At 72.2% G+C, this 24,821-nt stretch carries 16 protein-coding genes; 8 read left to right on the forward strand and 8 right to left on the reverse strand.

The window, feature by feature from the left end; translation table 11 throughout:
* Positions 1-40: 40 nt before the first annotated feature.
* Positions 41-769: a DsbA family protein gene (locus ACIBPB_RS07050; RefSeq protein ID WP_396838648.1), complete on the reverse strand. Its 729-nt coding sequence runs from the start codon at positions 767-769 to the stop codon at positions 41-43.
* Positions 770-803: 34 nt separating this feature from the next.
* Complete coding sequence (gene fdxA, locus ACIBPB_RS07055; RefSeq protein ID WP_357312440.1) at positions 804-1,166, reverse strand: ferredoxin; 363 nt, start codon at positions 1,164-1,166, stop codon at positions 804-806.
* A gap of 362 nt (positions 1,167-1,528) precedes the next feature.
* On the opposite strand from fdxA, the gene ACIBPB_RS07060 reads away from it, so the two are divergent.
* The 4 genes from ACIBPB_RS07060 (at position 1,529) to ACIBPB_RS07075 (ending at position 4,842) form a co-directional block, all read left to right on the forward strand.
* Positions 1,529-2,593, forward strand: a complete 1,065-nt coding sequence (locus ACIBPB_RS07060; protein ID WP_396838649.1) for an Acg family FMN-binding oxidoreductase — start codon at positions 1,529-1,531, stop codon at positions 2,591-2,593.
* Complete coding sequence (locus ACIBPB_RS07065) at positions 2,574-3,731, forward strand: ABC transporter ATP-binding protein (RefSeq protein ID WP_396838650.1); 1,158 nt, start codon at positions 2,574-2,576, stop codon at positions 3,729-3,731. The genes ACIBPB_RS07060 and ACIBPB_RS07065 overlap by 20 nt, the downstream gene beginning before the upstream one ends.
* 236 nt (positions 3,732-3,967) lie before the next feature.
* Complete coding sequence (locus ACIBPB_RS07070; RefSeq protein WP_396838651.1) at positions 3,968-4,441, forward strand: universal stress protein; 474 nt, start codon at positions 3,968-3,970, stop codon at positions 4,439-4,441.
* Positions 4,442-4,620: 179 nt separating this feature from the next.
* Positions 4,621-4,842 carry a PLD nuclease N-terminal domain-containing protein gene (locus ACIBPB_RS07075; RefSeq protein WP_396838652.1) on the forward strand — a complete coding sequence of 74 codons (222 nt, stop codon included), beginning with the start codon at positions 4,621-4,623 and terminating at the stop codon, positions 4,840-4,842.
* Between the two features lie 162 nt (positions 4,843-5,004).
* Here the strand turns inward: ACIBPB_RS07075 and gap are convergent, their stop codons facing one another.
* From gap to ACIBPB_RS07090, 3 genes are all read right to left on the reverse strand, one after another.
* On the reverse strand, positions 5,005-6,018 hold the full coding sequence (gene gap, locus ACIBPB_RS07080; protein WP_396838653.1) for a type I glyceraldehyde-3-phosphate dehydrogenase: 1,014 nt from the start codon (positions 6,016-6,018) through the stop codon (positions 5,005-5,007).
* 242 nt (positions 6,019-6,260) lie between these two features.
* Entirely contained in the window at positions 6,261-6,932 is a 672-nt protein-coding gene (locus ACIBPB_RS07085) for an SRPBCC family protein (RefSeq protein WP_396838655.1), read from the reverse strand.
* A 100-nt stretch (positions 6,933-7,032) separates the two neighbouring features.
* Positions 7,033-7,311, reverse strand: a complete 279-nt coding sequence (locus ACIBPB_RS07090) for a hypothetical protein (protein ID WP_396838656.1) — start codon at positions 7,309-7,311, stop codon at positions 7,033-7,035.
* A gap of 263 nt (positions 7,312-7,574) precedes the next feature.
* Between ACIBPB_RS07090 and ACIBPB_RS07095 the strand changes: the two genes are divergently transcribed.
* Positions 7,575-10,187 (forward strand): phosphatidylserine/phosphatidylglycerophosphate/cardiolipin synthase family protein, encoded by a 2,613-nt coding sequence (locus tag ACIBPB_RS07095; RefSeq protein WP_396838657.1) that lies wholly within the window; start codon positions 7,575-7,577, stop codon positions 10,185-10,187.
* A 70-nt stretch (positions 10,188-10,257) separates the two neighbouring features.
* Here the strand turns inward: ACIBPB_RS07095 and ACIBPB_RS07100 are convergent, their stop codons facing one another.
* Both ACIBPB_RS07100 and ACIBPB_RS07105 read right to left on the reverse strand, forming a co-directional pair.
* Positions 10,258-11,403 (reverse strand): phospholipase D-like domain-containing protein, encoded by a 1,146-nt coding sequence (locus ACIBPB_RS07100; protein ID WP_357312399.1) that lies wholly within the window; start codon positions 11,401-11,403, stop codon positions 10,258-10,260.
* A 141-nt stretch (positions 11,404-11,544) separates the two neighbouring features.
* Positions 11,545-14,640, reverse strand: a complete 3,096-nt coding sequence (locus ACIBPB_RS07105; protein ID WP_396838658.1) for a BTAD domain-containing putative transcriptional regulator — start codon at positions 14,638-14,640, stop codon at positions 11,545-11,547.
* Positions 14,641-14,875: 235 nt separating this feature from the next.
* Here ACIBPB_RS07105 and ACIBPB_RS07110 point away from each other — a divergent pair, with 235 nt between their 5' ends.
* The 3 genes from ACIBPB_RS07110 (at position 14,876) to ACIBPB_RS07120 (ending at position 18,517) form a co-directional block, all read left to right on the forward strand.
* Complete coding sequence (locus ACIBPB_RS07110) at positions 14,876-16,252, forward strand: DNRLRE domain-containing protein (RefSeq protein ID WP_396838659.1); 1,377 nt, start codon at positions 14,876-14,878, stop codon at positions 16,250-16,252.
* Between the two features lie 191 nt (positions 16,253-16,443).
* Positions 16,444-17,751, forward strand: coding sequence for a sensor histidine kinase (locus ACIBPB_RS07115; RefSeq protein ID WP_396838661.1), 1,308 nt, complete (start codon positions 16,444-16,446; stop codon positions 17,749-17,751).
* A gap of 85 nt (positions 17,752-17,836) precedes the next feature.
* Positions 17,837-18,517 (forward strand): response regulator transcription factor, encoded by a 681-nt coding sequence (locus ACIBPB_RS07120; protein ID WP_357312379.1) that lies wholly within the window; start codon positions 17,837-17,839, stop codon positions 18,515-18,517.
* Positions 18,518-18,573: 56 nt separating this feature from the next.
* Here the strand turns inward: ACIBPB_RS07120 and ACIBPB_RS07125 are convergent, their stop codons facing one another.
* Positions 18,574-24,750: an RHS repeat-associated core domain-containing protein gene (locus ACIBPB_RS07125; protein WP_396838662.1), complete on the reverse strand. Its 6,177-nt coding sequence runs from the start codon at positions 24,748-24,750 to the stop codon at positions 18,574-18,576.
* Positions 24,751-24,821 lie beyond the last annotated feature (71 nt).

Genomic DNA, 24,821 nt, shown 5'->3' on the forward strand with positions numbered 1-24,821 from the left:
CGATGTCACGAGCCGATGTCCGGGCGGGAGAACTCGATCATCAGGTGGTGACGCAAGACCTTTCGCTCGGCCGCGTCGCGCGGGGTGCTCGCGGGTCCATGAGTAGTTCGGCCAGGTATGCCAGCCCTCGGGTGCCCCGCAGCGCGGTGCCCTCGGGATCCACCACAACGGGTACGACGGGCCCGGCGGCGTCCAGCCAGTCGGTGCGCCATCGCCGCGAGCGGCGCCAGCCGGTAGTGGTCAGTGGTATTCCGTTGGGGGCCGTCGTCGCGCCGAGGATCCGGGTGGTGTGCAACGGCGCGGGGTTGCCGAACCCGGGCGGGGGCAACTCCGGCGAGCTGAGGTAGGGCCCGATGGGGTAGGGCGGATAGGTGAGGCTGGCGACGAGGGCGCGCACGTCGTAGGCGTTACTGAGGTGCTGGCCACGCACCCAGATGGCGTCGAACAGCAGACGACGCAGGTCGTGCTCGACACCGTCGGTGACCGCCTCGGCGTATGCGGAGACGGCTGCTAGCGTGTTGCTGACCAGGGTGAGGGCCGCCTCGGGCGGGTGCTCGCCGGGCAGGGCGAGCAGTTGGCTCTCGACCAACTCGCGTTTCCACCCGTCCGGGTCGGCGGCGACCGGGCTACCGGTCATCGACAGCCTGGGGTTGTGCTCGACCGCCCGCCAGGCGACCTCCGCGCGGCGCTGTCGCAGCAGCGCGTCGACGCGTTGGCTGGCCAGGTAGGAGTAGGGACAGTTGAAGTCGCCGTAGACGATCAGACGCATCGGTGCCTCCCGGGGGACCGGGTCGCGGCGGTGGCTACGTGCCCTCGCCGGTCAGGGTTGTCGGGCGGGGATGTCCGGCGACCAGTGGAGTGTCCACTGCCAGCCGGCCCAGTTTGGCGGCCCCGCCCGGAGATCCGAGCGGGGCGTCGGCTCCCGGCAGCGGCTCAGCGAAGAACCGGGCGTTGTCGTCGGTGAACACCGACCACCGCTCGGGAAGGTCGTCTTCGTAGAAGATCGCCTCGACGGGGCAGACCGGTTCGCAGGCGCCGCAGTCGACGCATTCGTCCGGGTGGATGTATAGCGCCCGGTCGCCTTCGTAGATGCAGTCAACCGGGCATTCCTCCACGCAGGCCCGGTCAAGCACGTCGATGCACGGCTCGGCGATCACGTAGGTCATGGCGCCTCCTGGAGTTTTTACTATCAGCATCGTATAAAACGATGAGGGTGCAGGGCGAGGTGATGTACAGCGCACTTGGCCATTTGCTGCCCGACACCCGTTCCGCGACGAGCAGTCAGGCGGCGGCACCGACCACGCACCCGTCGATTTCGGCGACGACCGGCAGCGTCGCCAGGTCACGGCTGACGGCCGGCGGGGCGGGTCGGACGGCCCGCCCTGCCGGGCCTTCCGCATCTACCCGCCGGTCCGCCGGTGCCGTGCAATGAGGGCATGGCTGATGGGATGAGCCTTCGTCTCCTCGCCGGCACCGGCCGGGAACGTCCCTGGACAACCGCGGTCACCTCCCGCCTGGAGGCCTGACCATGAGAGCCCGTGCGGTACCGACGTCGCCGCTCTCCGCCGAGGCCGTCGCCGACTGTATCCGCGCCGCCACGCGGGCGCCGTCGATCCACAACACCCAGCCGTGGCGGTTCCGGGTGGACCGGCGGGACATCGAGGTTTCGGTGGACCGTGACCGGCAGTTGGCCGTCCTCGACCCCACCGGCCGGCAGATGTTCATGAGTGTCGGCGCCGCGGTGTTCAACCTCCGCCTCGCCCTGCTCACCCACGGCAGGGTTCCGGTGCAACGGCTGCTGCCCGACCCGACGCGCCCCGACCTGGTGGCCCGCATCCGGGCCTGCCCCACGACCGTACCGACCGCCACGGCCGCCGTCCTGGCGGCGGAGATCGACCGGCGACACACCAACCGGCTCCCGTTCCGTCCCACCGCCATCCCGCGGCCGGTCCTCGACGACCTGATCGGCGCCGCCGCCGCGGAGGGCGCCCGGCTCACCCTGGCCGAACCGGTCGTCCGCGACGCCATCCTCGCCCTGACCGGGACGGCCGACGAGCGGCTGCTGAAGCAGGCGGCGTACCGCGACGAGCTGGCAACGTGGACCGGTGGCCGCGGGTTGCGGCGGGACGGCGTGCCGGCGTACGCATACGGGCCGCGGGACATCGCCCAGCGCCTGCCGCTACGCCAGTTCGGCCGTTGCCGCGGCACGGCCGCCTTCGAGCGGCCAACCCTCGTCGTGCTGCTGACCTGCGGCGACACGCCGTACCACTGGGTGCGCGCCGGGCAGGCGTTGCAGCGGGTCCTGCTCACCGCCACGGCGCGCGGGCTCGCCGCCTCGCCGGTGAACCAGGCCCTGGAGATCCCCGACCTGCGGCGGCTGGTCACCGACCAGGAGGCCGGTTGCTACGCCCAGGCGATCCTGCGGCTCGGGTACGGCGAGCCGGTCCGACCCACCCCACGCCGCGAGGTGCACGACGTCCTGGCGGCGGAGACACCCCGGCCGCCGGGCGATCCCGCCGCCGGCGGGCGTCCACGGGAAGACCAGGAACCGAGAGCGGAAGGGGAGGATTGCCATGGCGCGGGTACGCCTTGACAACGTGACGAAGGTGTTCCCGGGCGGGACCCGGGTGCTCGAGGGCGTGGACCTGACCGTGCCCGAGGGCGAGTTCCTCGTGCTGGTGGGACCGTCCGGCTGCGGCAAGTCCACCCTGCTGCGCGTCATCGCGGGCCTCGAGGAGGCCACCTCCGGGACGGTCTCGTTCGACGACGAGGTCGTCGACGACCTCTCCCCGAAGCAACGCGACGTCGCGATGGTGTTCCAGAACTACGCCCTGTACCCCCACCTGTCGGTGCGGGACAACCTCGCGTTCGGTATGCGCCTTCGGCACGTCCCCGCCCCCGTCCGCGAGCAGCGGGTCCGCGACGTGGCGCAGCTGCTGAGCATCGACGAGCTGCTCGACCGCAAGCCCAAGGCGCTCTCCGGCGGGCAGCGGCAGCGGGTGGCCGCCGGTCGCGCCATCGTCCGCAATCCCCGCGTCCTGCTCATGGACGAGCCGCTGTCCAACCTGGACGCGCTGCTGCGCGTCACGATGCGCGCCGAGCTTCGGCGCCTGCACGCCGAGCACCGCACCACCACCATCTACGTCACCCACGACCAGGTCGAGGCGATGACGCTCGGCGACCGCATCGCGGTGCTCGAAGGCGGCCGGGTGCAGCAGGTCGGCACGCCACACGACCTCTACCACCGGCCGGTCAACGCGTTCGTCGCCGGGTTCATCGGCTCGCCGAGCATGAACCTCGCCGTGGTGCCGGTGCACGCGGGTGCCCCGCCGACCATGGCGGTGGGCGGGCAGCTCTGGCCCGTGCCGGGCCTGGGGGAAGCGGGCCTCGCCGCGCTCGCCGGGGGCCCGCTTCTGCTCGGCCTGCGGCCGGACGCGTTCACCTGGCCGGCTCCGGACGGTGCGCCGGCACTGGACGTCACCGTGACCGCCGTCGAGTTCCTCGGCAACGCCACCCTCGTGCTCTTCGAGCCGCCCGGCCGGGTGTGGCGCCCGGCGGACGACACCGATCCGACGGTCGACCACTGGACCGCCCGGCTGGACGGCGACGTCCCGGTCCAGGTCGGCGGCCGCTTGCGGGTGGGGGTCGACGTCGAGTCCGGGTACCTCTTCGCGCCGGACACCGGCCTGGCCCTGCCGTACGAGGAGGCGATGGTCGCGGTGCCGGCCTGACCGCCGGCGCGGGTCACACCCGGCGTCGGCGCCCGGCGCGCGCCGGCCAGGGCGACCTCGACCGCCGCGCCGACGGCGCAGGTCGGCCCGGCCGGCGCGCGCCCCGGTGCGGCGAGCGGTGACGGCCCGACCCCATCGACAGGTCGAAGGGCCTGCCGGGGAGGGCCCTCCGCGGCTACCCGCACCGCTGACGACGGGTGTGCGATGAGGGCACGGACATGGAGGGAGTGAGGGAGATGACCGACAACTATCTGATCGTCGTCGGCGTGGACGGCTCCGATGGCGGGCGGCGCGCCCTCGACTGGGCGACCCGCGAAGCGGCGAGTCGCGGTGGCACGGTGCAGGCGGTGATCGCCTGGCGGTGGGACGGGGCCGAGTCCGGCCCGGTGACCGCTGCCAACCCCGCCGACGAGAGGCAGCACGCCCGCGCCGTCCTCGACCGCGAGATCCAGGCACTCGCGGCCCGTCGAGGCTCGGTGTCACCGGTCGCGGCCGAGGTCGTGGAGGGCAGGGCCGCCGACGTGCTGACACATGCCGCTCGCGGCGCGGACCTGCTCGTTCTCGGCAGCCACGGTCACAGCCGGTTCCGGCACACCGTGCTCGGATCGGTGAGCGAGGAATGCGTACGCAAGGCGGGCTGCCCGGTCGTGGTCATTCCCGTACCCGTGCCGGCGCCGCCCGTCCTGGCGGAGTTGGCCGTGCCGAGCTGACCGCCACGTTCGGCCACCCCTGGTGTGCTGCTGCTCGTGGGCGCCACCAGGAGGCCGACCCGGCGTTCTTCATTCAGGTGCACGCGCGCGGCCGGTTGCCGCAGGTGCCCGACCGGCTCACCACGGCATGCGCGGGTGCTCTCCGGCCGGCCGGCACTTCTCACGAACAGGAGCGAACGATGGGCAAGACATGGAGTGAGCTGCCCCGCTGGCAGCGCAGGGCGACGGCGGTGCTCGCACCGGTCGAGGTGGTGCTGACGGTCGTGGCCGCGATCGACCTGGCCCGGCGTACGGAGCAACAGGTGCGCGGCCCCAAGGCGGTCTGGTGGCCCGTGCTGTTCGTGCAGCCGGTCGGGCCGGTGGCCTACCTTGGCTGGGGGCGGCGCCGGCCCGGCAAGTGACCGGCACGGCTTCGAGACGAAGCCCATGCCCGAGTGGCGCGGTCGGCGCGGATGGCCGGTGCGCTGGACCGCGTGCGAAGGCGGCGACGCGGGTCGGCCGGTCGCAGCGGGCGCCGGGACGACGGTCCCGGCGCCCGCTGCGGCGATACGTCCGTCCTCAGCTCACTCCGCCCGGGCGAACCGCTCGGTGAGATCGACGAGCCGGTTGAGGTAACCCCACTCGTTGTCGTACCAGCCGAAGACCTTGACGAACGTGCCGGCGGCCTGCGTCAGGCTCGCGTCGAACACGCACGAGGACGGATCGCCGACGATGTCGCGGGACACCAGGGGCGCCTCGGTGTAGCGCAGGATCCCCCGCATCGGCCCGGCCGCGGCGCCGGCCATCGCGGCGTTGATCTCGTCCCGCGTGGCGGCGCGGGTCAGCTCGCAGGTGAGGTCACTGATCGAGCCGTCCTCGACGGGAACGCGCAGCGCGACGCCGTCGAGCCGCCCGGCCAGCTCGGGCAGCACCAGGCCGACGGCCTTCGCGGCTCCGGTGCTGGTCGGGATGATGTTCACGGCCGCGGCGCGGGCCCGGCGCGGGTCCTTGTGCGGCGCGTCGAGCACCAGTTGGTCGTTGGTGTACGCGTGCACGGTGGTCAGGTAGCCGCGCTCCAGCCCGAACGTCTCGTGCAGCACCTTCACCATCGGCGCCACGCAGTTGGTGGTGCACGAGGCGGCGGAGAGGATCCGGTGCGCGACCGGGTCGTACTGATCGGCGTTGACGCCGGGCACCAGCGTCGCGTCGGCGCCCTTGCCCGGAGCGGAGATCAGCACCCGCTTCGCCCCCGCCTTGAGGTGCAGCGCGGCGTCGTCGCGGGCGCGCAGCTTGCCGGTCGACTCGATGACCAGGTCGACGCCGAGGTCACCCCACGGGAGGTCCTCCGGGCTGCGCTGCCGGAAGGTCGGGATGGTCGCGCCGGCCACGGTCAGCGCGGCGTCGCCGACGCCGACCTCGTGCGCGAGCCGGCCGAACGTGGAGTCGTGCACCAGCAGGTGGGCCAGCATGCCGGTGTCCCACAGGTCGTTGATCGCCACCACCTCGTAACCGGCGCCGAACATGCCCTTGTCGAGCAGGCAGCGCAGGTAGTTGCGGCCGATCCGGCCGAACCCGTTGATCGCGATGCGGTAGGTCATGGTGGTCCCTCCTCGTGGTGGAGAGGTCCGTCACCGGCCGAGGCGTCGTGCGTCCTGTGCACGGGCCGACCGCTAAGCCGTGTCCCGGCCGGCGGCGGGCCTCCACCATCCAGCCTCGCGGCTGGTGCGCTTGCGAGGCAGAGTCCGCGGGCACTCGGGCCAGGGACCTATGGCCCGGCTCCGGCACAACGGGCAGGTCGGCCCGTCTTCGGTCCCGGCACCCCGAAACCGTCCGGCGGCGGTCAGGCGGGCACGCCGGCCGGCTCGTCGGGGGTGGGTTGCTGCGCGACCAACTTCTCGGCGCGCGACTTGATGCCGAGCAGCATCCTGCGCTCCATGACCCAACTGCCGGGCTCCATCACCGTGCGGTCGAACGCGGTCCGCAGCAGCGACGGCTTCGCCGTGACGATGCGGTTGCGGCTGACGAGCCGGGTGCCGCCGTCGCGTTCCGGCGTCAGCCGGAAGCTCCACAGCCAGCGGTGGTCGTCGGAAAGGAACGCCAGGGCGCGTTCCGGCTCCAGGAGGGCGCAGCGCAGCACCGGGCCGTCCGCGCCGACCGGCAGACCGTCGCCGACCTTCAGGTCCTGGAACTGCGGCAGGATCGTGTCGGCGCTGTGCATGTCGAGGCCGAGCAGGTTCTCGATCCAGTCGTAGGTGTACGCACCGCCGCGGCCGCTGCCCATCTGCACCAGCCACGGCCAGACCGCGGCGGGCGGTGCGGCGACGGTCACCGCGCGGGTGGTTTCCAGGTCCGGCCCTTCGATCAGCTCGTCACCGGGCATCTCACCGACGATCTCCAAGTTGGTGGCGCCCCAGAAGCGGATCCAGCGTCGCACCGGCACCGGGTAGGCGGCCGCCGCGACCGCGGCGATCAGTGCCGCGCCGCCGACGACCCGCGCTGCGTGCCTGTTCATCACGGCCTCCGTCCGTCGTCCTTCCCGCCGATCGTCACGCCGCCCGCCCAGGGACGGCAGGGCCGGAGGTCGCCCGGCGCGGGGCCGGAGGACCCGACAGCTAGGGGTTGCCCGCCGCGTGGCGCAGTGGGGCGAACGCCTGGTCGGCGTCGGCGACCGCCTCGGGGTGCACGTCGCGTGCGGTCCGCCCGTCGGCGATCTTCTGCCAGTTGGTCCGGGCCAGTACGCGGTGCACCGCGATCACCTGGGCGGCTTGCAGTCGGCCCCGGACACCCGGGTCGAGGGCGGCGGCCAGTGCCTCCTCGTCCTCGAGCATGTACCGCAGGAGCCGTCCCGCCAGGCTCGGCGTCATGAACACCAGCCGATGGAACGCCACCACCTCGGGATCATCGTTGAGGCCGGCACCACACCGCACATGTTACGCACACGCCGAGCCGCATCCCGTCGTACCGCCGGTCGCCGAACGCAGCGGCGTGACCAGCGGAAAGACCTCGATCGACCGCCGCCCGCCGGGTGCCGTGGCGGCTATCGCGGGTGGTCGTCGCTGGCGGGCGGGGAGGCGCCTGCCGCACACTCGCCCGCAGCACCGGCGGCCGCAGGGCGCGGTTCCGCCTCCCCTCATCCCGCCGAAGGGAGCACGCCATGCGCCGGCTCATCCTGGCGTTCGCACTGGTGATCCTCGTGGCGACGCCGGCCGCGGCGGCCACCGTGACCGTCACCAGCGACTCGGTGAAGGTCCTGTTCCTGCGTCCGAACCTGGACCCGGTGCCCGACGTCGACTACGCCGCTCCTGATTCCGACCGGGCCGGGCGGTTGGCCCGCTACCAGACCACCGGCCTGCGCGACGAGATCGACACGCTGATCCAGGCCAGTGAGCCGGGGTCCACGCTGTACGGATCGGTGTACACCTTCAGCGACCGGGCCATCACCGGCCACCTGCTGGCCGCGCACGATCGAGGAGTGAAGGTACGCCTGCTCATCGAGATGTGCACCGGTGGCGACCCGGCCGCGTGCCGCCAGTCCGCCGAGGTCGACCAGCTGGTCGCCGGCCTGCCGGCATGGGTGGCCGGCGCCGCCGGCTCGTGGGTCAAGCGTTGCTTCGCCTCCTGCGCGGGCGGCGGCGTGGGCGTCAACCACAACAAGTTCTGGGTGTTCAGCGCCCTCGCCGACGAACGCACCGACGTCACCGTCGTGGCGTCCAACAACCCGACCCTCCCGCAGCAGCAGATGTTCCAGAACCTCGTGGTCGTCTCCGGAAACGCCGCGCTCGCCACTGCCTACCGCCGCTACGTGGACCGGAAGCTCGCGGTGACCGGCACCGGCAAGAGCTACGAGACCGGCCACTCCGACGCCGGGCCGTTCCGGCTCTGGTTCTCTCCCCGGAACTCCCCCAGCACCGCCGAGGACAACGAGATCGCCACTTCGTTCAACCCGCAGAGCGCCCGCCACGACATCTTCGCCGCCGCCATCGACGACGTGCAGTGCTCCGCCAACGCCACGGACGACGTGATCCGCCTCGCCATGTGGGGCTTCCAGCAGACCCGCGCGGAGGTCATCGACGCGCTCGGCGACAAGGTCGCCGCCGGCTGCACCGTCGAGGTGGCCACCGGCGAACACGAGGACGCCGTGGACGACGTCACCGCGCGCGGTATCGGCGTCTACGCGATGGATCCGGGCGGTTGCCGCCAGTCGTTCTTCGATGTCGGCACCACCGTCAACACCGAGTGCCCCGAGGGCAGCATCCACTCCAAGTATCTGCTCGTGCAGGGCGTCTCCCGCAAGGACAACACACCGCACCGGTACGTCTACACCGGCTCGCACAACCTCACCAACGGCGCACTGAGGAAGAACGACGAGACGCTGATGCGCATCGACGACGCCACCGTCTACGACGGCTACGTCGCCGACTTCGCCGCCATCCGCCGAGCCGCCGTGACGATCGCCCCGTCGCGCTACCCGGAGGCCACCTACGCCACCGCCAACCAGCTCGCTACCGGCGACCAGCACCAGCCCGCCGTCGCCGCCCACCGGGACGCCGCCGGTCGCCACGTCAGCGTCGTCGCCTTCAGCTCCGGCTCGGTGGCGGGCACCGGCAACGAGATCCGGCTCTGCCGCTTCGTCGACGGGGTACGCCAGTCCGAGGTCGTCGTGCGCACCGGCGGCGCCACCAACTGGAACTACCGCACCCCGGACGTCGGCCTCGCGGCCAACGGCGACGCGGTCGTCGTCTGGGCGGACGACGGCAACGGCAACGGCGGTTACGAGATCCGCTCCCGCCGCGTCCACCCGGACGGCACGGTGTCGCCGGTCGTCGCCGTCAACGCCCGGGCCGACGGGGACCAGAGCAGCCCGTCGATCGCCGTGCTGCCCGACGGCCGGTTCGGCGTCGCCTGGCAGGACCGGACCACCGCGGGCGCCAGTTCGATCCGGTACGCGTCGTTCAGCGCCACCGACACCCGGCTGTCGCCGCTCAGCGACGGGTTCGACGTGCCGGTCCAGGCCACGGCCGGGGGCACCTACCGCAAGCCGGACCTCGCGATCAACGCCGCCGGGGACACCGCGGTCGCCTGGGAGGACGACGCCGACGGCAACGGCGGCTACAGCATCCGCGCCCGGACCGGGGAGTTCCCCGCGGCGTTCGGCACGCTCGTCGCCGTCCACACCGGCGCGCTCTCCGACGGCCAACAGCTCGATCCGGCGGTCGCCGTCGGCGAGTCCGGCACCTGGTATGCCGCCTGGACCGACAGCTACCCGGGCCGTACCGGTTACGACGGCAACCCGCAGTCGCTGATCTACCTTCGTGGCTTCACCGGCGCAACCGCTGCGTTCGCCGCCCGTACCGTCAGTGGGCCGATCTACCGGTGGGCGCACACCGCCTCCGGCGGGTACGGCCTCACCACCCAGACGGCCTACCAGTCGGACCGCGTCGGCCGCCAGGCACACCCCGACCTCGCCGTTGACGGCTCCGGCAACGCGGTCGTCACCTGGCAGGAGAGCGGCCAGTCGGCCGGGCTCAGCAGCGCCAGCAGCGGCACCGAGGTCTGGGCCCGCGGCGTCGGACCCACCGGTACGACGGAGAACCTGTTCCCTGACTATCGGCTCAGCGTGTTCACCGCCAACCGCCAGGAGGCGCCCGCCGTCGGTGTCGACCAGGCCGGCTACCTGACCGTCTGCTACGTCGACGACTGGGACGGCAACGGCGGCACCCAACTGAAGATCCGCTACGGCCTGCGCAACTGCGCGCAGACCTGTTGAGCCGGCGCACCGCCGCCGGCCTGCCCGTCAAGGGCAGGCCGGCGGGCTGATCGTGCAGACCATGGGGCGGCTAGCTGACCGGCACGGCCGCGGCCCGCAGCGCCCAGAAATTCGACCGGTACTGATCGTGGATGGTCGTCGACTGGACCCGCACCAGCGCCTCGTCGTTCTCGCGCAGCGCCGCGTTGGAGTAGTTGTGGCTACCGGTCATCACCCACTTGGTGTCCTTCAGGCCGGCGTAGGTCCCCTCGATCAGCAGGTACTTGGAATGCACGATGTAGGTGCCGTTGATCCGGTACAGCCTGATCCGGTCGTGGCCGGAGAGGATGGTGGGCACGTCGGCGTCGGAGTCGGTGTACACGACCTCTACCCAGCATTTCTGGTCGGCCAGCTCGCGCAGCTTGCGCGCGATCGGGTTGCGGCTGAAGTACCACATGCCGATCCGAATGATCGTGCGGCCGGTCTCGGTACCCGTCGAGCTGTTGCCCGTGCAGGTCACGTTCTCATTGAGCATGTTGTAGATCGTGTCGGTGTCCTGGGTGGTACCGGCGCGGGGGAAGAAGTAGGACTTGACGGTGCCGCTGGACTCGGTCCGGTAGTAGTTGCTGGTCTTCCGCTGGTCGGCCAGGTCACGGTGGTAGGTGAGGTAGGCGTTGTAGACGGCGGTGTTGCCCACCAGGGTCACCGCGTTGTTCCAGTAGCGCTCGGCGTTGTCGACGGTCAGGTTCGCCGAGCTCTGCACCAGCACGTTCGCCGCGCCGAGGGTGTCGGAGAACAGGAAGAACTTGTTGTGCATGATCGGCGTGCCGAGGTTGCCGATGCAGGCCCCACCGGTGGTGCAGATCGTCACCCAGGATCCGTTGGCCCGGTTCGTTCCGAGCTTGCCGACCAGGCCAGTCACCGCGGGATAGGCGCGGGACTGTCCGTCGAGCACGATCTGCACGCGCACTCCGCGGTCGTACGCCGCGGCCAACTGGTCCGCGGTGCGGGCCAGCGAGAAGTGGTACATGGCGACCCGGATCGTGGACCCGGCGGCGGCGCCCTCGATGAGCCGCTGGAGATGGTCGACGATGGCGTACTGCTGACCGACGACGGTGGGATTGTTGAAAACCGCGCCGGATGTCACTGCCGCCGAGGCGGGGGCGGCCGGGGTCAGGATCGCCACAGCGGCAAGGCCGCCGGCGACGACCAGCCCGGCGATTCGACGTAGGAGCATGGGGGGTTCCCTTCGGTGCTGTTCGGCGGGTACCGCCGGCACCCGGGTCCGGGCGACCGGCGCGTCCAGGATGGCGAACCTCCGCATATGTTCCGTATGCGCGGATGGGGTGACGGCGAGGCCGCACGGATACCGGCGCGGTCATCCGTCGCGCAGCCCCTCCCGCAGCCGCGCCGCCTCCGCCCGCTGCCGATCCGCCACGTCGCGACGGCCGAGCGCGTCAAGCGCGTCGCCCAGGGTCTCGAGCCCGTGCGCCAGCCAGTACGGCGAGCCGATGTCTCGCCAGATCCGGACCGCGGCCGTGGCGCGGCCGGCGGCGGCCCGCGGCCGGCCGACCGCGAGCTGCGCCTCCGCCAGCGTCCGGAGGGTCGCGGCCTCACCCCAGCGGTTCGCGAACTGACGGTGCCGGTGCAGGCACCGGGCGAGGATCCAGCGCGACTCGTGGTGCCGGCCCTGGCGGAACCGCGCCTCGCCCAGCCAGCAGGCGGCATGTGCCGCGGATGCCCGGTCACCCAGTCGCTCGCTGATCGCCAGCGCGTGCCCGAAGTAGACGGCGGCCGCGTGGTAACGGTGTCCGGCGCGCTGCACCTGCCCGAGGCTGCGCAGCGCCTGCGCCACGCCGGGCAGGTACTCGATCCTGCGGCTGACGCGGAGACACTCGTTGAAGCAGTCGGTGGCCTCGGCCAGCCGTCCCTGTTCGAGGTTCACCACGCCGATGCCGCTCGTGGCGTACACCGATCCGTGTTCGTTCCCGGCCGCCTCGGCCAGCTCGCGGGCCCGGACGAACTCCCGCCGGGCGCTGGCGTACTGCCCCCGCAACCGGTGCAGGTAGCCGAGACCGGCCGCGACCGCGGCGTCGTGGGCGGTCTCGGGCGCGGCGGCGGCCCCACCGCAGACCAGACGGGCCGCCCGGAAGTGCGCGACCGCCTCGGCGTACCGGTCCTGGATCGTGTCCAGCTCGCCGAGCCCCCGGTGCAGCCGGGCCGCGGTCCGCCGGTCGTCGGCCCGGTTGGCGGCGCTCAGCGCTCGCTGCTGCACCTGACGCCAGAGCTCGAAGTGGCCCCCGACCTGGAGCAGTGCCGTCATGGCAGCCGCCAGTTCGCCGGCCAGCGCGGTGGCGCCGGCGGCCAGCGCGCTGTCCACGACCGCGGCGAGGAACCGGTGCTCCCGCTCGAACCAGGGCGCGGGCTCGTCGGTCAGCCGTCGCAGGTCAGCCTGGGGCAGGCTCCACCGGGCCACCCGACGCTGCGGCGAGCCGAGGAAATCCGCGCCGAGCCGGGTGTCGGCCTGCTCGGTGAGTGCCACCGCGGTGCCGACCAGCCGGCGCACCGCCGCGGCACGGACCCGCGGCTGATCCGTCACGGCGACCTGGTCGGCGGCGAACAACCGGATCAGGTCGTGCATCCGGTACGTGCCGGGAAGCCCGCCCGGTCCCGGTGCCGCCACCGGCTCCACAAGCCGCGCCGTGACCAGCGCCTCCAGCACCCGCTCACCCTCGGTGAGCGGCACCCCGAGCAATGCGGCCAACGCCCACGCGGAGAAGTCCCGAGCGGGCAGCAGTCCCAGCCGCCGGAAGGCGCGAAGCCCGGTCGGATCGAGACTCTTGTAGGTCAGCTCGATGCTGGACCGCACCGCGATGTCGCCCACGGCGAGCTCGTCGAGACGCCGCCGGGCGGCCGCCAGCCGGTCAGCCAGATGCGCGACCGGCCAGTCCGGCCGGGCGGCCAGCCGTGCGCCCGCCACCTGGAGTGCGAGTGGGAGGTGACCGCACAGCTCCGCCAGCCGACGAGCCGCGTCGGCGTCGGCCGCCACCCGGTCGGGTCCAGCGAACTGCCGCAGTACGGCCACCGACGCGTCCGGCGGGAGAGTCGCCAGCCGGATCCGGTCCGCCACCGCCATCTCCGGCAGCCCTCGCCGGCTGGTCACCACCGCTGCGCAGCCACGCCCGCCCGGTAGGAGGGAACGCACCTGGGCCGGCGACACCGCGTTGTCGAGAACCACCACCACCCGCCGCCGGGCCACTGTCGAGCGGAACAGGGCCGCCGCCTCCGCCTCCTCGTCGGGTACCCGGGCCGCCGGCACACCGAGCGCCCGCAGGAACCGGCCGAGCACGTCGACGGGACGCAACGGTTCCAGGCCGGGCGTCGCCCCCTGGAGGTCCACGTACAGCTGCCCGTCGGGAAAGCCCGGGGCCGCCGCCGCAGCGGCCACCGCCAGCGCCGACTTGCCCACCCCGGCCACCCCGTCGATGGTGACGACGACGGGCCCACGGTCGACGACCTCAGCGAGCAGCCGGCGCAGTTGCGCCAGTTCGCGGTCCCGGCCGTGCAGTTCGCCGCGCGCCCCGGGAAGCTGTCGCGGCCGGGACACGGCGGGCGCGCGGCCCCGGGCACCGCCGGCCGGCGTGGCCCGGAGCGGCCGCTCGTCGTATCCGGTGTGCCCCTGTGCTTCCGACCGCAGGATCCGCTGGTGCAGGACCCGAAGGTCCGGTGCCGGCTCCACGCCCAGCTCGGTGGCGAGCACCTTCCGCAGTTCGGCGTACGCGGCCAGGGCGGCACCGGGCTCACCGGCCTGGTGCAGGGCGGTGATCAGCCGCATCCACAGGCGCTCGCGGACGGGGTTCTCGGCCACCAGAGCCCGCAGTTCGGGCACCGTCTCCTCGGGTCGGCCCAGGTCGAGCTGAATCCTGGCCCACTTCTCGGCCACCCGGAGCCGGGCCTCGTCGAGCGCCCGCACGTTCGCCTCGATCGCCGGGCCGTAGGTCATGCCGTCGAGGGTGCGTCCCCGCCACAGCCGCAACGCCCGACCGAGCTGCTCGGCCGCGACCGGCAGCCGACCGTCGCGTAACGCCTGGTCACCCGCGTCGGTCAGGGTGGCCAGCCGGTGCACGTCCAACTCGCCCGGTTCGATCCGCAACCGGTAGCCGCCGGCACGCTCGGTACGCAGCCGGGATTCCGATTCGCCCGGCAGGTGCAGGGCACGACGCAGGCCGGCGAGGTACAGCCGTACGTTCGGCACCGCCGCCGACGGCGGGTGCCACCAGATCGACTCCACCAGTTGCGCGGTGCTGAGCGGCCGGTGCGGGTTGAGCAGTAGTGCCGCCAGGACCACCCGTTGCTTGGGAGTGCCCAGCTCGAGCGCCGCGCCGTCCCGGCACACGCGCGGCCGCCCGAGCACCTCGAAGGTCAGGCCCGATCCGCCTCCCGACCGCTCGAAAGCAGAACCCGTCCCCGCCACCCTCGCGCTCCCCCCATTCGCCGACAAGCGTGAACCTAGGTCCGTCGGCGGCGGGGTGCGTCAAACCGCCGATTGAGATTGCGGCTACCGCACCGGTAGCAGCGAGTGCCCGGGTGTGCGCTTTCTGTGCGCTCCCACCGCCAGACTGCGGGCGCCGGATCCGACGGCTTCCACACCGCGGGAGACACTCATGTTCACCTCAAGCACACCGAGCCGACGGTGGTGCCGAGCCGCCGTGCTCAGCGCCGCGACCCTGCTCTCCGTGGCCGTACCCGGTGCGGTCGCCGCCTCCGGGACGTCGACGCCGGCCGGCGCGGGCGCCCCCGCCGGCACCACCGAGATCCGCATCCCGGTCGCCGCGGACACCTACGTCGTCCAAGAGATGCCGACCATCGGCTACGGCTCCGCGACGAAGCTGGCCGCATCCAACTGGTCCACTCCCTGGCATTCCGAGATCTACCTGCGGTTCCCGCTGCCCGCCACACCCGCTGGTCGACGGGTGGTGAACGCCCGGTTGGAGCTGGCCTTCCAGAAGCTCACCGAACAGCCGGCCGCGCTGCGGCTGCACCCGGTGGCCAGCACCAGTTGGTCGGAGTCGATCACCTACGCCAACCGTCCGGCCATGGGTCCGGCGATGACGACCGTCGACCTGACCGGGCAGGGCACCACCTCGGTGTCGTTCGACGTGACCGACGCGGTCGGCCAGGCCGCCGGCGCCCGATCGTTCGCCGTGACCAACCCGAGCGCCGAGTCAGCCGCCGTCGTGAACTCCCGCGAGCGCGGCACCGACGTGCCGACCATCGTCATCTCCTACGTCACGACCACCCTCTGCGGTACGTCGTACGCGCGGGAGAACGGCGAGAGCTGGCCCGAGGGCCTGGCCCGGGAGGAGGCTCTGTTCGGCCCGCTCGGTGCCGTCCGGTTCTTCCACGGTGGTCCGCCGCCGGCCTGGCCCGGCCCGCTGGACGTCGGCAGCCGCGCGCTGGTGGTCTCGTTCAAGGGCAACGCGCGCGACTATCTGGCCGGCCGCTACGACGACCAGATGCGCCAGTGGTTCGCCGGCGCCCCGCGAGACCGGGACATCTACTGGGTGTACTACCACGAGCCGGAGGACAACATCCGCGACGGCGAGTTCACCGCGGCCGATTACCGGGCCGCGTGGCGGCGATTGAGCGCGCTCGCCGACGAGGCGGGCAACCCGCGGCTGTTCGCCACCCAGGTGCTGATGCAGTGGACGGTGGTCCCGGCCTCCGGCCGCGACTGGCGCGACTACTACCCCGGTGACGGCGTGCTCGACGTTCTGGCCTGGGACATCTACAACTACGACGCGGCCAAGGGGCGGTATCTGGCCCCGGCCACTCTGGTCGACCCGGCCGTCGCGGTGAACACCACGGTGGGCCTGCCGATCGCCGTGGCCGAGTTGGGCAGTCACATCGCGACCGGCGACGACGGCACCGCACGCGCGGTCTGGGTACGGGCGATCAACCAGTACCTCGGCCAGCGGGGCTCGCGGTGGAACCTCTGGTTCGATCTCTCCTGGCCGACCGGGGACTACCGGTTGCGGGATCCCGCCGGAGTCTCCGCGTGGCGGGACTTCTGCCAGGGCGCCTGACCTCGGACTGCCGCGCCACCCGAGCGCCGTCCGGGTGGCGCGGTGGCGCGGCTGCCGTTCCGGCCGCCCCCGTGAGCCCGGCCCTCCGGGCAGTGCCGGGGCGCGCCACGCGGCGGACGTACAACCGGCGTGGTAGGCACGTTCACCGCCGGGATGATGACCGCGACGACCGTAGGGGCTACGGTGCGCTGATGCGGCACGGCCAGGGCGGACCGCCGGGTGGGCCGCCGAGCGGCGGACCGGCGCGGCCGAGCTCGGCCCCCCGTCGCCGGTGGCGGCCCCGTCCGGCGGGGCCGGACGGCCTCGGGCGCCTGCGCGGGCTGGACAACCGGCATCCGTGGCTGCTGGACGGCGCGCTCGCGGCGGCGGTCGGCGTCGTGAGCCTCGGTATCGGCGTCGGCGACGCCACCGGCCTGTACCGGGACTTCGACGCCCTCGGGTGGGTGCTGACCGGCCTGGCGACCCTGACCCTGGTGGCCCGGCGGCGGGCTCCGACGACCGTGCTGCTGCTCTTCTGCGCGATCTGGACGGCACACATCACGCTGGGCTATCACCCGGTGGTGAACAGCGCGGGGTCGCTGTTGGCGCTCTACACGGTCGCGGCGGCCCGGCCGATCGGTCCGACCGTCGCTGCGGCGTCGGTGCCGGCGCTGGTCTGGCTCTACGGTGGCGTACTGGACCGGCAGGGCTCGCTCGTCGCCGCGGCCACCCAGGCCCTGCTGTGGCCGGCGGTCGTGTCCTACCTGGGTAGCGCCGCCCGCCGCCTGCACGAGCGGGGCGAGCAGCTCACGACGCTGACCGAGGAGCTACGCCGAGACCGGCAGGAGCTGGCCCGCCGGGCGGTCAGCGACGAACGGCTCCGCATCGCCCGGGACCTGCACGACGTGGTCGCCCACCACCTGTCGGTGGTCTCGATCCAGGCGGGACTGGCCTGGTACGTCCTGGAAACCGATCCGCCGACCGCACGCTCGGCGCTGCGCACCGCGCGGGACACCGTCGGCGAGGCGCTCACCGAGATGCGCGCCATGCTCGGGGTTCTGCGGCCGGGCCTACCCGATCCCGCCGAGCTGGACGCGCCACCCGCGCCGGGGCTGGCGCGGGTCGATGACCTGCTGTGCCGGATCCGGGCCACCGGCGTACCGGTCCGCACCGTGGTGACCGGTCTCCCCCGGGCCCTGCCACCCGGGCCGGATCTGTGCGCCTACCGGTTCCTTCAGGAAGCCCTGACCAACGTGCTGAAGCACGCCGGCAGCGCGGCCACGGTCACGCTCGACTACCAGCCCGACCGGTTCACCGCCACGGTGGCCGACGGTGGGCCGGCGCACCCGGTCCGAGGACTGCCGCAGCCGAGAACCGGTGGCGGGCGCGGCCTGACCGGAATGGCCGAACGCGCCCGACAGTACGGCGGCACGGTCATGGTGGAGGGCGGCGACGACGGCTTCACCGTGACGCTCACCCTACCGGCGTCGCCACCGGAGCAGCCGCGGCCTGTTCTCTGACCCCACGCACCCGTTCCCGGGTGGTGGCGGGCCGGCAGGCCGGGCGGGACGGCCGCCGGTTGCGCGGAACATCCACAATGGTGAGATGACGCGCGTGCTCGTGGTGGACGACCATGTCCTCATCCGCAGCGGGCTCGCGGCCATGCTGCGGGCGACACCGGGGATCGACGTGGTGGGCGAGGCCGACAGCGGCGAGCAGGCCGTGGAGTTGGCCGCCATCGCGCGACCCGACGTCGTCCTGATGGACGTTCGCATGCCCGGCATCGACGGGATCGCCGCTACGGAGCGGATCGTCGCGACGGGCGACCCGGCGCCGAAGGTCATCATCCTGACGACCTTCGACCTCGATGAATACGTCTACGGCGCGTTACGGGCCGGGGCGTCCGGCTTCCTGCTGAAGGACACCCCACCGGAGCAGTTGCTCCAGGCCGTGGGCACGGTCGCGGCCGGGATAGCGCTGTTCGCGCCCAGCGTCCTCAAACGTCTTGTCGAGTCGTACGCGACCCGGCCGCGCTCCGGGGCCGGGGCGGCACCCGTCACGCCGGCGGACCTGCACGCCCTGACCACCCGGGAACGGGAGGTGCTGCGCCTGGTCGGGCAGGGCATGTCGAACCTGGAGCTCGCCGAACACCTCGTCATCTCCGAGGCCACCGTGAAGACCCACCTGAACCGGATCATGGCGAAGCTCCACCTGGCCAGCCGGGCGCAGGCCGTCGTGCTCGCCTACGAGAGCGGGCTCGTGACACCCCGACACCGACCCGCCTGACCGGCCGGTCCACCGACGTTCGCCGGAGTTCCTGGCGAACGTCGGTGGACGGCGCACTACACGGAGCCCAGGACACCCCACCCGACGCCGTGAATCTCCAGCATCTTGCCGTAACCCTGCAGGAACCTACCTCCGGCGATCGTCGCCCGACCACCCAGGTTGCGTACCGGATGGGAGATGAACCGGTTGGCCCGGGCGATGACCCGGCCGGAAGAGACGACCTTCGAACCGTATCGTCCCAGCGTGCCGCCGGCGGCACCCATGCCCAACGAGGCCACCCCCATGGCGCACACCTGATCGAGTTTCTGATCGCAGGAGCTGGCCGTGCCCACGGCCGCCATCGCGAATCCGGCGTATCCGATCAAGGCGCAGACGGTACAGGCGAAGAGGCCCACCACCCCTGCCGCCACGGTGGCCCACTGGAACCACTTGCTGTTGGTCACCGAGTGGACTTTCTCCCTGACCTTCTGCCACCACGGCTTCTTCTTCGCCGGTTCCGGCCGCGGTTGCTGCTGTTCGGCGACCATCTTGGCCATCATCATCGCGGACGCGGCCATCTGGGCCAGGCGGGTGCCGATCTGGCTGAGCCGGTCCAGCGCGCCGGCGAGACTTCTCAGGCGCTTGGCGGTCTTACGGGACGGGTTCTTCACCCACACCCGGATCAATCTGTTGATCTTGACGACGCGTTTCACCACCTCCTTGATGTACCGGACGATGTACTTGGTGACGTAGTAGGTGTACGGGTGCCACGGTGCCGTGAGCCAGAGGAAGATGAGGAAGACCCACACCGTGACGAGCACCCGGATCGCCTCCACCACCTTGCGGATGATCGTGTGGTAGACCGTCTTCCAGGTGGTGACGGTACGGGTGACGTAGTACGTGCCATCGGGATCGGTGAAGGTGACCGGGCTGTTGTTCGCGTAGGCGAACCCGTTCATCTGCTGCGGATCCTCGTAGTCGATGTCCGGGTCCACCGAGATGAACCGACCGGTCGTCGGGTCGTAGTCCCGGGCGCCCAGGTGGGTCAGCCCGGTCGTCGTGTCGTTGTCACCGCCGACGAAGCCGCGGTTGCCGGCGACCGGCGCGACCTGTGGGCCACGCGTGTTGCCGTACGGGTCGTGCCGCTGGCGGCGCACCTCCTGGGTGCCCTCCTCGACGGCGAGCTCCGCGGTGCCGTGCTGGTCGGAGACCAGCCAGGTGAGCCGGCCGTCGCGGCCGTTCCGCATGGCGATCGTCTGCCCGTTGTGGCTGTAGTAGCGGGTGCCGACCCGGCCACCGCCGGAGTCGACGGTCACCTCGGTGTCCCCGAGGTGAAGCGTCGCGGAACCGTCGGGATGGCGGCTGATCAACCGGTTGCCGTCGGCGTCGTAGCGGTAGCTCGTGGTCGCGCCCTTCTCCGTGACCGCGCTGACGTTGCCCTCGGCGTCCCACTCGAAGGTCTGCCCCACCCCCGCCCGGGTGCGGTTGACCAGGTCGCCCGACGCGTCGTAGTCGTAGCTGTTGGTGGTGGTGCCGCCGCCGCTCGTGGTGGTGGTGACGCCGCGCACCGCGTGCGGCTGGGCGGTCCCCGGTGCGTTGTACGAATAGCTGCTGGTGGTGGTGGACCCGCCGGCCGTGACCCGGGTCTCCCTGGTGCGGTTGCCGGTCACGTCGAAGGCCCAGGTGTGCCAGTAGGACGCCGGGCCGCCGAGCCCGGTGGCCGTGGGCGCGACGCCGCAGTCGCCGTTGCCGGGCGTCCACGCCTGGGTGAGCCGGCGCAGGTAGTCGTAGTCGAAGCACTGCGTGTCGGTGGTGGATCCGGTGGCCGGGTCGGGCGCGTCGCTGATGCGGCGGATGTTGCCCGCGTCGTCGTACCGGTAGCTGACGTCGGAGACCAGCGCGGCACCCGTCTCCCGCCGGGTCGCGGCCCCGCTGAGCCGCCGGCTGCCGACCTCGTAGCTGAAGTCCCGGTACACCTTCCTGCCGCCGGCCGACAGGGTGAGCTGGTTCTGCTCGCCGTACTCGGTGTAGCCGGTGGCCGTCACGTAGCTCGTGACGCCGGTCAGCGTCGTCGCCAGGCCCAGGGAGTCGACGCCGTAGGTCAGCGTCTCCTGCGGCAGTCCGCCCACGGCCGGCGACGTGGTGCTGTTCACCTCGCCGTCGATCGCGTACGACTCGGTGGAGGTGTACGTGCCGGCCAGCTTCCCCTCCGCGGCGGGGATGGTGGTCGCCTGTTCCGTGGGGCGGCCGGCGGCGTCGTACTTGGTGAACGCCCTCGTGTACGGCTGACCGTCGACGTAACGGGTAGCGGTGGCCGGCAGGCCCGGCACCGCCGTGCCGTCCGGCAGCCGGTCGTACGTCCATTCGGCGAGCATCGGTCCCGTCGGCGAATCCTGACGCATCGCGGTCTTGCGGCCCAGGGCGTCGTACTCGTAGGCGAGGGTGACGCCGCGGGCATCCGTCGTGGTGAGCAGTTCGTCGCTGTCTCCGTAGGTGTAGCGGGTGGTGCCCTGGTCGGGGTCGTCCACGCGCGACTTGCGCCCCCGGGCGTCGTAGGCGAAGCGCCAGGCGTTGCCGGCCGGATCGGTGACCGAGGCCAGCTCGCCGCGCGGCGTGTAGGCGTAGCTGGTCGAGTCGTACGGCCCGGACGCGGTGCCGCCCCGGTACTGCCGAAGCTCGGTCAGCCGGCCCTGACCGTCCAGGACGCGGGTGGTCGGCGTGTCACCCGCCGGCGGGATGACGTCCTGCCGGTCGAGATGATGGACGTAACTGGTCCGCCACTTCTCCACGCCGAGCGACTTGACGATCTCGTTGGTGACCCGGCCGGCGTCGTCGTAGGTGGTCAACGTCTGCGCGGGCAGCAGATCCTCCTGCGGGAGCAGCAGGTCGGTGCCCGGTGGCGCGTCGTTGTGGTAGGGACCGTTCTCCTTGACCTTCCGCCCCTGCGAGTCGTACACGATGTCGGTGACCACCCGCCCCCCGGCCGGGGACGGGTCCTGGGTCTGCCGGACCCGCATCTTGCCGTCCAGCAACTGGTACTCGGTGCGGTAGCCGCCGTTGGCCTCCAGGGTGGCGGTGGTCAGCACGTTGGGCCCGTCGTTGCGCACCAGGTACTGGTACTGGCGGGTGGGGCTCTGGCTCTTGTCCCGGCCGGCCTCCCAGGTCTTCACCACCCGGCCCAGCGGGTCGTGTTCGGTGGCGGTACGGGCGCCGCTGGCCGTGGTGGTCCCGGTCGTGGCCCCCCACGCGGGTTCGATGTCGCTGATCGCCTGCTGGCCCAGTTGGTTGCTCACCGTGGCCCTCGTGGTCGGGCCGTTCGTGGCCGGGGTGTAGCCGAACCTCTGCACCCGGTCGTGGACGTCGCGGATCTCGGTGGGCCGGCCGTGCACGTCGTAGCTGCCGCGCATCGCCGTCCGGAACGTCGGCGCACCGTCCGACCAGCCGGTGAACTCCTCCCGGCGGGTGACGTCGCCACGGGTGGGCGCTCCACCCAGGATGTCACTGCCGTCGTAGTAGAACCGCTGGTCGTCGAGCACGTCCTGGGCTCCGGCGGGCTGCCGCCCGCAGTCACCCACGGTGACCCGCTTCTCGGCGGGCGCGTCGAGGATCCACGCCGACGCGTTGCGCGCGTAGCTGTAGGTCGTGCAGGTGTCGTCCTTCGGGTCGGCCAGATCGCCCTGGTCGTACTCCTGCGTCAGGGTCCCGTCGGCGGCGTAGCTGTGCACCGTGGCGGTCTGCCGCCACTGCCCGCTCTCCGTCTCACCCTGGCTCATCTTCTTCTGCTGGACCTGGTAGGCGCGGGTGGTGCCCCAGGACCGGGCCCGGGTGGCCGTCGCCGTCGAGATCCACGGGTCGGTGATCGTGCGGGACAGGATCCCGCCGCCGGTGCCGGCGTAGATGATCGTCTCGCGCGGCATGCCGGCGAACTGGTCGGTGTCCGGCCATGAGGCGTTGGTGGAGTCCACCACCGCCACGTCCTTGGTCACGCCCGCGACGGCGGTCCGGTCACCGTCCATGCCCCGGAAGTACAGCATCTCGGTCATCGATCGCGACTGGTCGACGCGGCCCTTGCGGATCCGTACCCGGCCGTAGCCACGCCACTGGCTCCACGTCTTGCGGTCCTCGGGAACCAGTCCGTCCTCCTCGTCGTGCCGCCACGCCGCCGGCCCGACGTACTCCACCTCGGACACCTCGGGCTCGAAGCCGTTGGTGCGGTCGGACTCGGTCACCTGCGTCACCACGTACTTGTTGAACCAGTCGGTCCGCTCGCTGAGCCCGTCCGGCGTCCACCGCAGCGGGTAGCAGCGCAGGCCGTTGGTGTCCGGCGCCGGCAGCCTGGTGCCGTAGTTGCACTCCTGCGGCGAGTAGTTCACCCGGATCTCGTCGCCGCTCTCGCTGCGGATCGCCTTCATCCGCCACCAGTTCATCGCCGGGATGTGGTCGGTGCCGTCCACCCGGTTGGGCAACTGCTGGCCCTCGAAGGTCACCGGCGGCATCGCGGCCGAGCCGTTCACCAGGCCGGTCTGCCGCACCGCGTTCAGCCACAGCCGGGCCTTCGTGCCGTCTCCCGGGTCGGGGAACAGCGGGGTGAAGTCCCAGCGGTCGACGTCACGCGGGGCGCTGCCGCCCCACACCTGGGTTGTCACCGAGGCCAGCCGCTTCTGGGTCCAGAAGGTCGGGGCGTACCTGTCCTTGCAGCTCGTGGTGGAGGAGCAGGACTGGTCCCAGGGCACGTCGGGCCAGTTGGCGGGGTGCGCCGTGTCGCAGGTCGTGCCCGGTATGCAGCGGTCCGCCACCGTGAACAGCACCCGGCCCACGTACGGAGTGGTGTTGACCGCCCCGGCCCGCTGCCCGTACTCGATGCGGTCCAGCCAGCCGCCGCGCACGTAGCTGGACACCTTGCTGGCGGTGAGGTTGCGGGCGTAGTTGTTCTTCTCCTGCTGGTAGAAGAAGCTCATCGTGTTGCCGTGCGGGTCGACGACATAGTCCAGGTTCCACCGCCACCCCTGCGCGCAGTAGGAGGTGTCGAACGCCGTCTGGTGGCACGGTTCGCCGGGGTGGTTGCCGAAGATCGGCATGGTCCACACCGACCGGGTCTGCGGGTTTCCGGACGCCCACACCGGCAGCTTGTTGAGCCCGAAGTAGTACTGCACGCCCTGCCGGTTGGTGAACCGCCAGTACTCCCCCGTCTTGGTGCCGTTGCCCAGGTTGACGTCGTACAGGCGCTCCACCTTGGAGCCGTCGTCGACGCGCGGGTGCCAGGTCCTGGTGGCGTCGTCGAGCACCAGCTCGCCGCCCGCGCCGTTCAGCGAGAAGAACAGATTGTCGTTACCCCAGCACAGGTCGCCGGTCTTCGTGGTGTTGTTCGGCTTCTGGCCGTTGACCGCCTTCATGTCCGAGGCGCACGGCGTGTACCGACGCTCCACGTAGCCGCCCGGGGACAGGTCCATCCCCTCGCCGACCCAGGACGGCTGGTTGTTCGTCCCCGACGTCCGCCCGTCGACGTTGCCGGAGTTGTAGGTGAGGGCGAGCTCCGGGGCCGGTCCGTTGAGGGCGGGCGGGACGGCCATGGAGTAGGTCCAGGTGAAGTCACCGGACGGTCCACCGGCCTGCCAGGTGGCCGAGGGCGACATCGACGAGGCACCGAAGTCGCCGGCGCCGCCCGACGGTGCCGCCAGCACCGCGAACAGACCCGACCCCGCGGCGGACGGGGCGTCCGCGCCCGGTACCCGCACCGGCACGTCCCCGCTCAACCGGCCCGAGCCGTTGTTGGCCGTGGCCACCGGCACGCCACGGCAGTCCGGCCGGTCCGGCGTACTGGTCGCGCACTCGGGCAGCGACACCAGCCGCAACCGGGTCGCCCAGTCGCCCCCGAAGGTGTCCCGGAACGCCGTGTAGTCGACCTCCAGCGACACCCGACCGGCCCGGGGCACACCGTCCGCCCGCTCGACCCGCAACAGGAGCGCGTCGCCGCGGCGTCCCCACAGGTCCACCCGAACCCGCCCGGGCGTCGTGTCGACGGTGGCCGCCGACTTCGGCTGTCCGTCCGGCGCGGCAGCCGCCGCGCCGACCGCCACCGGTAGCGCGCCCGCCTTCGCCCGGTCGGCCCGCCGGCCGCTCGGCGCGGAGGGGGGCACGTCCACCGTCGCGGTGCCGGCGCCAGGCCACGCCGTGGCGGTCGGGGCACGCCGGACCGCCTTCTGTTCGGCGGGATCCGGTGCGGCCGGGCGGGTGCCCGCGCGTACGGCCGGCACGGACCTGTCCCGTGCCGGCGTCGGCCGCACCGCCGCCGCTGCCGCGGTGGCCGGCAGCACGGCCGCTAATG

Source organism: Micromonospora sp. NPDC049836 (genome assembly GCF_044465125.1).
Classification (GTDB): Bacteria; Actinomycetota; Actinomycetes; order Mycobacteriales; family Micromonosporaceae; genus Micromonospora.